Here is a 12,208-nt window from a genome sequence, read left to right as displayed (position 1 = left end):
GGTTCCGAACTTATCGGACGCTGATGTCCGTAATCTACTGGGGTAGGGCGATGGACAGTCTGGGCAGCCTTTCGGTGTTCGTGCAGGTTGCGGAGATGCGTAGCTTTACGGCCGCTGGCCGCGTGTTGGGGGTGTCTTCTTCTGCCGTGGGCAAAAGCATTGCCCGCACCGAAGAACGCTTGGGCGTGCGCTTGTTTCATCGCAGCACGCGCAGCATCACCTTGACCAGCGAAGGGGCATTGTTCCTTGAGCGTTCGCGACGGATTCTGGCCGAGGTCGAGGCGGCGGAGCAGGAATTGACGGCGGCCAGCGCCACGCCCCGGGGCAAGCTGCGTATCAGCCTGCCACAAGTGCGCGGCCTGTTGCTGCCGGTGCTCAGTGACTTCATGCGCAGCTATCCGGACATTGAGCTGGAGGTGGATTTTTCCGACCGCATGGTGGACGTGATTGAGGAAGGGTTCGATGCGGTGATTCGCACCGGCAAGCCGGAGGATTCGCGTTTGATGGCGCGGCATCTTGGGCATTACCGCTTGGTACTGGTCGGCACCCCGGCGTATTTCGCGCAATACGGTACCCCGCAACAACCACCGGACCTGGCCGGCCACGCTTGTCTGCGTCACAAGTTCTGCGCTACCGGCAAGCTTGAGCCCTGGCCCTTGCGAGCGGTGCCAGGCGCGGTGGAGCCTGTTTTGCGCGCACCGCTGATCACTACCACCATCGAGTCCCTCAACCATGTGGTGCTCGAAGGCCTCGGCGTCGCTTGCCTGCCGGACTTCATGGTCAACGAGGCGGTGCAGCAGGGGCGCTTGCAGCGGGTGCTGGACGACTACCTGGAACATCGCGGCAGCTTCTGGATGTTATGGCCATCAAGTCGCCACGCTTCGGCCAAATTGCGCGTGTTTATCGACCATATGTGTGCCGGGCTTTTTCCTGCAGGCCCCGTCCTGTAAGGCTGTGACGTTTTACCGACAGGAATGCGCGCGCCGGGACCCCGTTCTGTTGCACAATACCGCCCTGACTGTTTTCCTCAGGATTTTCGATGTCGACATCATTTCACTTGCGTAGCCTCGGGCTGGCGCTGGTGCTGGCGGGCGCCGCGGGCTGCTCGTCACCCAAGACCGCCATTTACGAACATGAGAATTTCGACGACTCCGGCACGTTCTCCCGTGATTACCCGGTCAGCGACGCGGCAGCCTGCGAGGCTGCGCGGCGCGCGCTGTTGAGCCAGGGCTACATCATCACCAGCAGCGATCCAAAGCTGGTCGTGGGTAACAAGAGTTTCCAGCAGACCGGCGAAACCCACCTGCAGATCAGTTTCAACGTGGTCTGCGCCGATGATGGCAAAGGCAATAACCACTCGGCGATGTTTGCCAACGCCTTGCAGGATCGCTACGCGCTGAAAAAGGTCAACAACTCCGCTAGCCTCGGTGTGGGTGTGTTGGGCTCGGTGTCGATGCCGATTGGGTCCACCGATGACTCGATGGTGAAGGTGGCGAGCGAGACGGTTTCGGCGCCGAAGTTCTATGAGCGTTACTTCTCGCTCGTGGATGTATTCCTGCCGCAAGAAGTGAAGAAGGCTGCGCATATTCCAGAGACGCCAAAGGCGGAGCTGGGCGTGCCGGAGCCGAAAGCGGCGCCGGTTGCTGAAAAGGTTGAGGCGCCAACGGAAACACCGGCAACGCCTGCCGCTTCGGAGCCGGTTGCCACGCCACCGGAGGCGGCACCGATTGCGCCCAAAGCAGAGCCTGCCGCAACGCCTGCCGCTGAGCCTGCCCCTGCGCCGACCAATCCAAACCTGCCGGCGCCCACAGAGGCGATTCCGCCCCTGCCAACCCCTTCGCAGTAACGTTGAGCGCTACGGGGTGGGGTTTTTCGACCTTCCCCCCGTAGCGGCTCAAGCTGCCACGGGCACCTTTGCGACCGAGATTACCCACACGCCAGCGGCTCAACACCGCCAGTGCGATGAGGCGCGCGCGTTCGTCTCACAGCCCTGAGTGCTAAATCCGCTCAGCGCTGCTACGTTTTATCTTGAAGTGCAGGAACGTCACGGCGTCGACATTTTTTCGTCATCACGGCACTTTAGGCTGGCTGTGCAGGTCATTTATTGGCAGCCGCTTTAAACCAACAAGGAGTCCACCATGGACGAATACCAAGAAGAACTGCTTGAGTACCACGCGTTTGAATTGGATCCGCTGGATCCGGTCGATGACGCAACCGAGCTGTAAGACCGACTTCAGGCGGAATGCCGCTGACTGCGGCGAAATTCCCCTGGGGTCTGGTTGTTCCACCGCCGGAACGCCCGTTGAAAGGCCTGGGCTGAGGCAAAACCGAGCAAGTAGGCGATCTCGCCGAACGCCAGCTCCGTATCGCGAATGTAGGTCATGGCCAAGTCGCGGCGGGTGTCGTTGAGAATCGCGCGAAACTGAGTGCCTTCTTCGGCCAGTTTGCGGCGCAGCGTCCAGGTAGGCAGCTTCAGGCGTGCCGCCACTTCTTCCAGGTCGGGCTCCCGGCCGCCATTGAGCATCGGCCCGAGCAACCGGGTGATGCGCTCGCGCAGGCTGCGCGTGCGGGTCAACTGCTCCAACTCGTGTTCACATAACGTCAACAACAGGTGCCAGGTACTGGGGCAGTGCTGCGGGTTACGCAGGGCCAGGGTCTGCTGGTTGAGGCGCAATTGATTGGCCTCGGCGCCGAAGTGGATCGGGCTGTCACCGAGTACACCGTACTGTTCGCTGTACGCCGGGGCTTCAAACTCGATCTCGATGCGCTGTGCCTGCACCGGTTGCTGTGCCACGCTCGACAATTGCTGCAGCCAGCCGGCGATGATCGAATCCACCACAAAGCGGTTGTAGGCGTTGTAAGGGCTGATGGAATAGAAACGCAGCCAGGCGCCCTCGGGGTCTTCGTGAAAGCTTGATTGGCCGCGGTAGTTGGAGCCGTACAGCGCTTCAAAACGCGTCAATGTTCGCGCCGCTTCTCGCACATTCGGTGCCTGTGCGGCAGTCACTCCGGCCAGCCCGGCCTGGCTCAGACGACTCAGTTGGCCCATGCGCAGCCCCAGGCCGGGGTCGCCGGTCAGTTGGATGGCGGCATGGCCCAGGCGCATGTAGCGCGGAATCGACAGGCGCGCACCGGCTTCGGCGAGGCGCGCCGGGTCCAGGCCGTATTGCAGCAGCAGTGGTTGCGGGTCCAGGCAGTGGCTTTGAATGGCGTCCGCTAGGGTGTGCACGAAGCCCACCGAAAGATCGCCCAGGCGCACCGGCTTCACCGCGCTACAACCAGATATTCAGCAGGCGCGCGCCACGGGCGTCATTGCCTGTGACGACGTGCCCGTTGCTGCTGAGGAAGCTGTGCCCGGCGGTGCCCAGGTCCCAGAATTGCCCGCGCAGGAATACGCTCATCCCGGCGTTTGCCTGGCTGATCGGCTGTTGGCTGATCAGGGTGAGGCGGCGCCAGGCTTCGCCTTCGCTGAGTTCTTCGGGTTTGAGGCTGATTTCCTGCGGCGTGGAAACGCTTTTGAAACCGCGCCATGGACGGTCCCAGGTGTCGCGGCCGGTCACAAAGGCGGGCACTGCGACCAATTGCGCGCCTTGCTCGTTGAGTTTGCGGTAGTTGTCCGGGTACCAGCTGTCGCTGCCTATCAGGATGCCCAGGCGCCCGGCCGGGGTGTCGACCACGCTGACGATGTTCTCATCACCCGGCTCGATAAAGCCGCGCTCGTCGTAGATCGGGTAGAACTGGCGCTGTGGCTGGCCGACCGGCAAACCGTCCGCACCAAACACCAGGCTGGCGTTATATAACGCGCCATGCCCGACCTGCAGTTGCCCCTGACTGACACTCGGGTTGGGCAGGGCGATAGAGCCGGCCACCAGCGTGACCCCGAATTCTTTGGCCAGGCCGCCAAACAGCGCCTGATAGTCGCGGGCCATGGCCGGTGCTTTCATGCGCAGGTAAGCGTCGTCCATGCGGTTATCGCCCGTGGCGCTGATCCACGCGCGGGCGAATTGCAACGGGTTGCTGGCCGACAGCCAATTCATTGCATCTTTCAGGTGAACCGCCTGGTACAGCTCGTTCTTCTCGCCGCTGAGCATCAGCCAGGTGCCGATGTGTTCCGGCAGCACGACAATCGTCTTGTCGTTGATCAAGCCTTGGTCCCGCGCGTTTTGCAGGTAAGCCGCGAGCTTCAGGTGCAGGCGTTCCAGGCTTTGATAATCAGCGGGAAACAGCTCCGGCTGGATACCCAGTAAGTTGCCACGATCGGCGGGTTGGCCTTCGTTGATGGCCAGGGTGATGCGCAGGTCCGACAGGTAATGCGCCACAGGGCGCTCCTGGGTCCAGACCAGATACGCGGCGACGGCGGCAACCAGGGCCATGGTGACGGTGAACGCTAGAAGTTTACGCATGGGGCAACAGACAACAGACCGGGTGCAGGGTTCGCCGACTAGGGTAGGGCCCAGGCAGCGGCTTGCCAAGGGGCGCTGTACATTTGGATCAATAACTTGTCAGTTTCAGTCATTGAGCGCTCGTCCGTCGCCTCTTAGTCTGTGGGACATAAACCGATGGCGCGCCGTTCGAGCGCGTCACGTCCCGTGATGATCCGTTGTGGAGCTGTACCATGACCGCTGCTGCCTACCCGCACCTGCTGGCCCCGTTGGACCTGGGTTTTACCACCTTGCGCAACCGCACCCTGATGGGTTCGATGCACACTGGCCTGGAAGAAAAACCCGGTGGTTTCGAACGCATGGCCGCCTATTTTGCCGAGCGCGCCCGTGGCGGCGTCGGCCTGATGGTCACCGGCGGTATCGGCCCGAACGATGAAGGTGGCGTGTACGCCGGTGCAGCCAAACTGACCACCGACGAAGAAGCACAAAAGCACAAGATCGTGACCCAGGCGGTGCACGAGGCTGGCGGCAAGATCTGCATGCAGATCCTCCACGCCGGCCGTTATGCCTACAGCCCCAAGCAGGTCGCACCCAGCGCGATTCAAGCGCCGATCAACCCATTCAAACCCAAGGAGCTGGACGAGGAAGGCATCGAGAAGCAGATCCAGGATTTTGTCACCTGCTCGCTGCTGGCCCAGGTCGCCGAGTATGACGGCGTGGAAATCATGGGTTCCGAAGGCTACTTCATTAACCAGTTCCTCGCCGCTCACACCAATCATCGCACCGACCGTTGGGGCGGCAGCTACGAAAACCGCATGCGCCTGGCGGTGGACATTGTGCGTCGCGTGCGCGAAGCCGTCGGCCCGAACTTCATCATTATCTTCCGCCTGTCGATGCTCGACCTGGTGGAAGGCGGCAGCACTTGGGAAGAGATCGTGCAATTGGCCAAGGCCATCGAACAGGCCGGCGCGACGCTGATCAACACCGGTATCGGCTGGCACGAAGCGCGTATCCCGACCATTGCCACTAAAGTGCCGCGTGGCGCGTTCAGTAAAGTCACCGCCAAGCTGCGCGGCTCGGTGAAGATTCCGCTGATCACCACCAACCGCATCAACACCCCGGAAATCGCCGAGCAGATCCTCGCCGAGGGCGATGCCGATATGGTGTCGATGGCGCGGCCGTTCCTGGCCGACCCGGAGTTCGTCAACAAGGCCGCTGCCGGCCGTGGGGATGAAATCAACACCTGTATCGGCTGCAACCAGGCCTGCCTGGACCATACGTTTGGTGGCAAGTTGACCACCTGCCTGGTCAACCCGCGCGCGTGCTACGAGACCGAACTCAACTACCTGCCGGTGAAACAGATCAAGAAGATCGCTGTGGTCGGTGCCGGTCCTGCCGGCCTGGCGGCGGCCACCGTGGCGGCTGAGCGCGGTCATCAAGTGACGCTGTTCGATTCCGCCAGCGAGATCGGCGGCCAGTTCAATATCGCCAAGCGGGTGCCCGGTAAGGAAGAGTTTTTTGAAACCCTGCGCTACTTCAAGCGCAAGTTGCAGACCACCCATGTCGAGCTGTGCCTCAACACCCGTGTGGATGTCGCGCAACTGGCGGCGGGCGGCTATGACGAAATTATTCTGGCCACCGGTATTGCGCCGCGCACGCCGGCCATCCCGGGGGTCGATAACGCCAAGGTGTTGAGCTACCTCGACGTGATCCTGGCGCGCAAACCGGTGGGTAAGCGCGTGGCGGTGATTGGCGCCGGCGGTATCGGTTTCGACGTCTGCGAGTTTCTGGTGCATGAAGGCGTCTCCACCAGCCTGGACCGCGAGGCGTTCTGGAAAGAGTGGGGCATCGACACCCAACTGCAAGCCCGTGGTGGCGTGGCAGGCATCCAGCCGCAGCCCCATGCACCGGCGCGCGAAGTGTTCCTGCTGCAGCGCAAGCGCTCCAAGGTCGGCGATGGCCTGGGTAAAACCACCGGCTGGATCCACCGCACGGGCTTGAAGAACAAGCGGGTGCAGATGCTCAACAGCGTCGAATACTTGAAGATCGATGACGAGGGCTTGCATGTCCGCATCGGCGCCGAGGGTGAACCTCAGGTGTTGGCGGTGGACACTATCGTCATCTGCGCCGGGCAGGATCCGTTGCGCGAACTGCACGATGGCCTGGTCGCCGCGGGCCAGAACGTGCACCTGATCGGCGGCGCCGATGTGGCCGCCGAGCTGGATGCCAAGCGCGCCATCAACCAGGGCTCGCGTCTGGCTGCCGAGCTATAAGGCGGCCAAACGGGGCGGTGGTAGACTACCGCCCCGGTTTTTATGCAGATGCTTTCCGATGGGTCCTTTCGACTGGCTTCCCCGTGCTCCACTTGAACCCTTGCCGCTGGATTGGCTGAACGGGGTCGAGTTGGCCGTGCTACGGCTGGACCGCATCGACCCACTGATCAGCGGCAACAAGTGGTTCAAGCTCACCCAGCACCTGGCCGACGCGCAACAGGCCGGGGCCGATGGGATCATCAGCCTCGGCGGCGCGCACTCCAACCATCTGCACGCGCTGGCGGCGGCCGGCAAGCGGTTTGATTTCCCCACCGTCGGCCTGTTGCGCGGCCATCCTCAAGACACGCCCACCATCCTTGATCTGAAAGCCTTCGGCATGCAGCTGCATTGGCTGGGGTATGGCGGTTATCGCGCGCGTCACGACGCCGGTTTCTGGCGGCCATGGCGCGAACAGTATCCGCACCTCTATCCCGTGCCCGAGGGCGGCGGCGGAACCGCCGGTGCAAGGGGGTGCGGGGTGTTGCTTGAGCAGGCGCGCGCGCAACTGAACGCGCTTGGTTGGGCTGATTACCACGCGTGGTGGTTGGCGGCGGGCACCGGCACCACACTGGCCGGGCTGGCGCTGGCAGAGGCGGGTGTGCATCCGGTATTCGGCGCCTTGGCGGTGCCGGATGATCACGGGGTTGCGCAGAACGTGCAGGCGATTGTGCAGCACGGCTATGAACTGCTGGACGCGAGCCGCGGTGGCTTCGCCAAGGTCGACCCGTTATTACTCAATTTTATCCAGGCCACGGAACAGGCATGCGGCCTACCATTAGAGCCGCTTTATACTGGCAAGGCCTTGCTGGCGTTGAAGCAACAGATCGAGGCCGGACGCTTCGCCCCCGGCACTCGCGTGATCTTCGTGCACACCGGCGGCCTGCAAGGCCGCCGGAGCCTGCAGAGCTAGCGCTTAGGCATCATGCGTAACACGGTGTTATCGCGCATGAAGTAATGGTGATACAGGCCGGCCACGGCATGCAGGCCGATCAGCCAATAACCGACGGTGCCGCCCAGCTCGTGCCATTCCTTGATCTGCTTGGACAGGTCTTTGTTTTCGCCAATCAAGGGCGGCAACTCGATCCCGTAGAACATCACGGAATGGCCTTGGGCACTGACGATCAGCCAGCCGAAAATCGGCATGCCGATCATGAACAGGTACAGCGCCAGATGCATCAGTGTCGCCAGTGCCGATTGCCATTGCGGCGGTGCCGGCACGATCTTCGGTGCAACGCCCAAGGTACGTGCAAACAGGCGCAGCCATACCAGCACAAACACGGTCAGGCCGAACATGTAGTGCATTTCTACAATCAGAGCCCGCCCGCCACTGCCTTTGGGAAAGACCCCGCGAAACTCAATGCAGGCGTAAACCACCGCCAGCAGCACCACCATCAACCAGTGCAGTGCAATCGACATGGTGCTGTAGCGCGTATGGGAATTTTTCCACGGCATCGCTTTCTTCCTCACTCATCAGGGCAAACCTCCGTTCTTTAGCGACGGAGTTCTATTACTGTAAGCCTGTTTTAGCGGGTTTGCCCGGTGCGAATGCCGTTGTATTGACCTCTATCAGTGGCTTTGCGGCATTTCACCGCGCGCCAGGCGCTGGTTGATATCGGTGATCACCGCAGGCAGGTCGTTGATGGTGTCGATCAGGTAGTGCGGTCGCGAACCCTCGAACAACTTCTCGATGCGTGTGCGCTCGCTGGCCAGGGCGGCGGCGTCCAGGTCACGAAATTGCTCGTAGGTCAGGCCCAGCGCATTGCCGGAGCAGGTCAGTGCCACGGTCCACATGCCGGCGCGACGGCCTTCGAGGATGCCCGGTACGGTATCGTCGACCTTCACGCACGCTGCCACATCGTCAATGCCCAGCGCGATCACGTTGGCCAGTGCCTGGGCGGGCCACGGGCGGCCGTTGGGCACTTCGTCGGTGGCGACCACGTGGTCGGCGATGTAGCCGTTGGTGGCGGCCAGGGCGACCACCTTGTCCATCACCTGTTTGGGGTAGCCGGAGCAGGAGCCGATCTTGATGCCTTGCACACGCAGGCGGGCGATGGTGTCGAGGGCACCGGGGATCAAGGCCGAGTGCTCGGCGATTTTCTCGATCTGCAAGGGCATGAAACGCTGGTAGATCGAGGTCACATCGTCATCGGTCGGCGTGCGGCCAAAGGCTTTGCGGTAGCGTTCGGCGACCTGCGGTTGGTCGCAGAGCGTGCGGATATGGTCCCACTTGCCCATGCCCATCGGGCCACGGGCTTCTTCGATGGAGACTTGCACGTCGAACTCGGCAAACGCCTCGACAAAGATCTGCGTGGGCGCGAAAGAGCCGAAGTCGACCACGGTGCCGGCCCAGTCGAGGATCACGGCCTGGAGGGTGTTGGGGTTTTGATAGTTCATGGTTCAAATCCTGTGGGTAATGGGGGCAATCAGATGTCCAGCACTTCCATTTCTTGCAGCACCTGGCCGATCGCCTCGACCGCCGCCTGCATGCCCTGCGCGTCAACGTGGCCAATGCAGCCGACGCGGAAGGTTTCCACTTGGGTCAATTTGCCGGGGTAGAGAATGAAACCCTTGGCCTTGACCCGCTCGTAGAAGTCCTTGAACTGGTAGCGCGGGTCTTTTGGCGCATGGAAGGTGACGATGATCGGCGCCTGGATGGCGGCTGGCAGGAAGCTGCGCAGGCCGATTGCGGCCATGCCGTCGAGCAGTGCCTGGCAGTTGTCGGCATAGCGTTGATGGCGTGCGGGCAGGCCGCCTTCTTCCTGGTATTGCAGCAAGGCTTCGTGCAGCGCGGCGACCACGTGGGTCGGCGGGGTGAAGCGCCATTGGCCGGTCTTGGCCATGTAGTTGTGCTGGTCGAACAAGTCCATTGCCAGGGAATGGCAGTTGCCTTGGGCGCCCGCCAGTGCCTGTTTGTCGGCGAAGACAAAGCCCATGCCCGGCACGCCTTCCAGGCACTTGCCCGAGGCGGCGATCAGCGCGTCAAACGGCACTTCGCGGGCGTCGATCGCCAGAGCGCCGAAGGAACTCATGGCGTCGATGATCAGGCGTTTATCGTGCTGTTTAACCACCTGCGCGATGTCCGGCAGCGGGTTGAGAATGCCGGTGCTGGTTTCGCAGTGGATCAACGCGACGTGAGTGATCGCCGGGTCGGCGTGCAGCAGGCGGTCGACGTCGGCGGCGGTAGTGGGTTCGTCTTCAGCGGTTTCGAAGGTGCTGAAGTCGCGGCCGAGCACTTCGCAGATCTTCGCCAGGCGCTTGCCGTAGGCGCCGTTGATCAGCACCAGTACCTTGCCGTTGCGCGGCACGAGGGTGCCAATGGCCGCTTCGACGGCAAAGGTGCCGCTGCCTTGCAGGGGCACGCAGTGGTGGCTGTCGGTGGCGTGCAGGATCGCCAGCAATTGTGTGCAGACGCTGGCGGTCAGTTGGTTGAAGCGGTCATCCCATGACCCCCAATCCACCATCATTGCCTGACGGGTGCGGTTCGAAGTCGTCAAGGGGCCAGGGGTTAGCAGGATCGGCGCGGCAGTGCTCATCTCAAGTCCTCGCAAGGTCATTGGGGGGTGAAGCTACGGCGCCTAAATTGCAGTTTGGCTTGTTATCAATCAAATTGTTTGTTGTTATGCGAGCTATCAGTGAGGCCGATACCTATGAATTTGTTTCAACTGCGTGCATTCGATGCCGTGGCCCGCGAGGGCAGCTTTACCCGTGCCGCCGCACGGCTGTTCATCAGCCAGCCGGCGGTGACCGGGCACATCAAGGCCCTGGAAGAGCACTACCAGATCGCGCTGTTGCGCCGTACCGCCCGGCGGGTGGAATTGACCGAGGAGGGCACGCGTCTGGCCGCGATCACTCGGGCAATTTTCGGCCTGGTGGATGAAGCGCAGGCGTTGCTCGAAGCCAATCGGCAGTTGCTCAGCGGACGCCTGGAAGTGGCCGCGGACGGCCCGCATCTGGTGATGCCGATGATCGCCAGCCTGCGTGCCCGTTACCCCGGCATCACCGTGAACCTGCGTCTGGGCAATGCCCAGGAAACCCTGGCGGCGCTGCTCTCCGAGCATGCGGATGTGGCGGTGCTGACGGAGGTGGAACCGCGCAATGGCCTGCACCTGCAGCCGTTGAGTGAGTCGCGGATTTGCGCGCTTGTCCCGGCCAGCCACCCGTGGGCGGCACTGCCCAAGGGCATTCGCCTGGAGCAGCTCAACGAGGTGATCATGGTATTGCGCGAGCCCAGCTCCATCACGCGGCGAACCTTCGATGATGCGTGTGGAGCTGCGGGTGTGCAGCCCAAGGTGCTGCTGGAACTGGACAGCCGCGAGGCGGTGACCGAAGCCGTGGCGGCCGAGTTGGGCGTGGGCGTGGTGTCGTCAATGGAAGTCAGCCAGGACCCGCGTGTGCAGGCCGTGACGATTCAGGGCGATGGGTTGTTGAACCGGCATATGCTCGGCTGTATGGAGCGGCGCCGCTCGTTGCGGCTGATTCAGGCGTTCTTTGAGTTGGCGTCTTGAGTTGAAGACCGAGTTGAGGCCATCGCGGGCAAGCCCGGCTCCCACATTGGTCCGGTTACTCAGGTACTACTCGGTCAACTGTGGGAGCCGGGCTTGCCCGCGATGAGGCCCTAAAACTCAGCGCAAACTGTCCCGCACAATATCGAGAAACGTCGCCACCACCCGCCTCGAACTCTGCTCCTTGAGGCACACCAGCGTTTCCTTCATGCGCTGGCTGCAATCGCGGATCGGCAGGGCATACACCCGCGAGTCGGCGCCGAGTTCCGCTGCCGACACCACGCCCACACCAATCCCCACCACCACCGCCTCCCGCGCGGCTTCGCGGCCTTCCACCTGGATCGCCGGGCGGATGCGCAGCCCGGCCTGACGCATTTCCTGCTCCAGGGTCTGACGGGTGACCGAGCCGATTTCCCGCAGTACCAGCGGCGTGTCATCCAGGTCGGCGAGGCAGATGGATTCACGCCCGGCCCACGGGTGGTTGCGCGCGACAAAGGCGAGTAGCTGCTCATCGGGCAGCGGCAACGACAGCAGGCGTTCATCGTCGACATCGCGCCCCAGCAGGGCCAGGTCGGCCTGGTAGTTGTACAGGCGAAACAGCGATTCATCCGTGTTGCCGGTTTCGATCTTCACGCTGATCCCCGGATACAACTGGCAGAAGCGTGCGATCTGCGGCAACACGTGCACGGGCGCGTCCACGGCCAGGGTGAGGGTGCCGGTGAGCAGGGCGCGGGAGTCTTGCAACAGTTCTTCGGCTTCGGCCTCGATCACAAACAGGCGCTGGGTGATGCCGAGCAGACGCTCGCCCAGGTCGGTGAGGCGCACGGCGCGTTTGTTGCGGTGAAACAGCAGCACGCCGAAGCGTTCTTCGAGCTTGCGCACCTGGTCGGAAATCGCCGGTTGCGTCAGGAACAGGCGTTCAGCGGCCTGAGTGAAACTGCCGTGTACGGCCACGGCGTGGAAGGCTTTGAGCTGGGCGTGGGAAACCGACATCGCAGATCCTCTTACAAGC

The 12,208-nt window shown here is 62.5% G+C and carries 11 protein-coding genes; 5 read left to right on the top strand and 6 right to left on the bottom strand.

Annotated features, from left to right (window positions below):
* Positions 1-50: 50 nt before the first annotated feature.
* Both A7D21_RS11565 and A7D21_RS11560 read left to right on the top strand, forming a co-directional pair.
* Entirely contained in the window at positions 51-950 is a 900-nt protein-coding gene (locus A7D21_RS11565; RefSeq protein ID WP_069551749.1) for a LysR family transcriptional regulator, read from the top strand.
* Between the two features lie 89 nt (positions 951-1,039).
* A complete protein-coding gene (locus A7D21_RS11560; protein WP_069551748.1) occupies positions 1,040-1,846 on the top strand; it encodes a DUF2242 domain-containing protein in 807 nt (268 codons plus the stop codon).
* A gap of 387 nt (positions 1,847-2,233) precedes the next feature.
* Here the strand turns inward: A7D21_RS11560 and A7D21_RS11555 are convergent, their stop codons facing one another.
* On the bottom strand, positions 2,234-3,268 hold the full coding sequence (locus tag A7D21_RS11555) for an AraC family transcriptional regulator (RefSeq protein WP_069551747.1): 1,035 nt from the start codon (positions 3,266-3,268) through the stop codon (positions 2,234-2,236).
* A 4-nt stretch (positions 3,269-3,272) separates the two neighbouring features.
* Positions 3,273-4,403 carry a carbon-nitrogen hydrolase family protein gene (locus A7D21_RS11550; RefSeq protein WP_053256946.1) on the bottom strand — a complete coding sequence of 377 codons (1,131 nt, stop codon included), beginning with the start codon at positions 4,401-4,403 and terminating at the stop codon, positions 3,273-3,275.
* A 212-nt stretch (positions 4,404-4,615) separates the two neighbouring features.
* On the opposite strand from A7D21_RS11550, the gene A7D21_RS11545 reads away from it, so the two are divergent.
* Together A7D21_RS11545 and A7D21_RS11540 are read left to right on the top strand one after the other, a co-directional pair.
* Positions 4,616-6,655: an NADPH-dependent 2,4-dienoyl-CoA reductase gene (locus tag A7D21_RS11545; protein ID WP_069551746.1), complete on the top strand. Its 2,040-nt coding sequence runs from the start codon at positions 4,616-4,618 to the stop codon at positions 6,653-6,655.
* Positions 6,656-6,713: 58 nt separating this feature from the next.
* Complete coding sequence (locus A7D21_RS11540) at positions 6,714-7,604, top strand: 1-aminocyclopropane-1-carboxylate deaminase/D-cysteine desulfhydrase (protein WP_053256944.1); 891 nt, start codon at positions 6,714-6,716, stop codon at positions 7,602-7,604.
* On the opposite strand, the gene A7D21_RS11535 is transcribed toward A7D21_RS11540, so the two are convergent.
* From A7D21_RS11535 to A7D21_RS11525, 3 genes are all read right to left on the bottom strand, one after another.
* A complete protein-coding gene (locus tag A7D21_RS11535) occupies positions 7,601-8,146 on the bottom strand; it encodes a cytochrome b (RefSeq protein ID WP_069551745.1) in 546 nt (181 codons plus the stop codon). The two genes, A7D21_RS11540 and A7D21_RS11535, sit on opposite strands and share 4 nt — an antisense overlap.
* 114 nt (positions 8,147-8,260) lie before the next feature.
* Positions 8,261-9,088 (bottom strand): phosphonoacetaldehyde hydrolase, encoded by an 828-nt coding sequence (gene phnX, locus A7D21_RS11530; RefSeq protein WP_053256942.1) that lies wholly within the window; start codon positions 9,086-9,088, stop codon positions 8,261-8,263.
* 29 nt (positions 9,089-9,117) lie between these two features.
* A complete protein-coding gene (locus A7D21_RS11525) occupies positions 9,118-10,227 on the bottom strand; it encodes a 2-aminoethylphosphonate--pyruvate transaminase (protein WP_069551744.1) in 1,110 nt (369 codons plus the stop codon).
* 114 nt (positions 10,228-10,341) lie between these two features.
* Between A7D21_RS11525 and A7D21_RS11520 the strand changes: the two genes are divergently transcribed.
* Positions 10,342-11,199 carry a LysR substrate-binding domain-containing protein gene (locus A7D21_RS11520; RefSeq protein WP_017136483.1) on the top strand — a complete coding sequence of 286 codons (858 nt, stop codon included), beginning with the start codon at positions 10,342-10,344 and terminating at the stop codon, positions 11,197-11,199.
* Positions 11,200-11,316: 117 nt separating this feature from the next.
* Here A7D21_RS11520 and A7D21_RS11515 read toward each other — a convergent pair whose 3' ends face one another.
* Positions 11,317-12,189, bottom strand: a complete 873-nt coding sequence (locus tag A7D21_RS11515) for a LysR substrate-binding domain-containing protein (RefSeq protein ID WP_017136484.1) — start codon at positions 12,187-12,189, stop codon at positions 11,317-11,319.
* Positions 12,190-12,208 lie beyond the last annotated feature (19 nt).

Source organism: Pseudomonas sp. AP19, assembly GCF_001728855.1.
Taxonomy (GTDB): Bacteria; Pseudomonadota; Gammaproteobacteria; order Pseudomonadales; family Pseudomonadaceae; genus Aquipseudomonas; species Aquipseudomonas fluorescens.
This window is presented reverse-complemented; position numbering and strand designations above follow the sequence as displayed.

Bases quoted from the DNA above. Each gene is read 5' to 3' on its own strand.
- A7D21_RS11565 (WP_069551749.1), top strand. From the start codon at position 51: ATGGACAGTCTGGGCAGCCTTTCGGTGTTCGTGCAGGTTGCGGAGATG.
- A7D21_RS11560 (WP_069551748.1), top strand. From the start codon at position 1,040: ATGTCGACATCATTTCACTTGCGTAGCCTCGGGCTGGCGCTGGTGCTG.
- A7D21_RS11550 (WP_053256946.1), bottom strand. From the start codon at position 4,403: ATGCGTAAACTTCTAGCGTTCACCGTCACCATGGCCCTGGTTGCCGCC.
- A7D21_RS11545 (WP_069551746.1), top strand. From the start codon at position 4,616: ATGACCGCTGCTGCCTACCCGCACCTGCTGGCCCCGTTGGACCTGGGT.
- A7D21_RS11540 (WP_053256944.1), top strand. From the start codon at position 6,714: ATGGGTCCTTTCGACTGGCTTCCCCGTGCTCCACTTGAACCCTTGCCG.
- A7D21_RS11535 (WP_069551745.1), bottom strand. From the start codon at position 8,146: ATGCCGTGGAAAAATTCCCATACGCGCTACAGCACCATGTCGATTGCA.
- phnX (WP_053256942.1), bottom strand. From the start codon at position 9,088: ATGAACTATCAAAACCCCAACACCCTCCAGGCCGTGATCCTCGACTGG.
- A7D21_RS11525 (WP_069551744.1), bottom strand. From the start codon at position 10,227: ATGAGCACTGCCGCGCCGATCCTGCTAACCCCTGGCCCCTTGACGACT.
- A7D21_RS11520 (WP_017136483.1), top strand. From the start codon at position 10,342: ATGAATTTGTTTCAACTGCGTGCATTCGATGCCGTGGCCCGCGAGGGC.
- A7D21_RS11515 (WP_017136484.1), bottom strand. From the start codon at position 12,189: ATGTCGGTTTCCCACGCCCAGCTCAAAGCCTTCCACGCCGTGGCCGTA.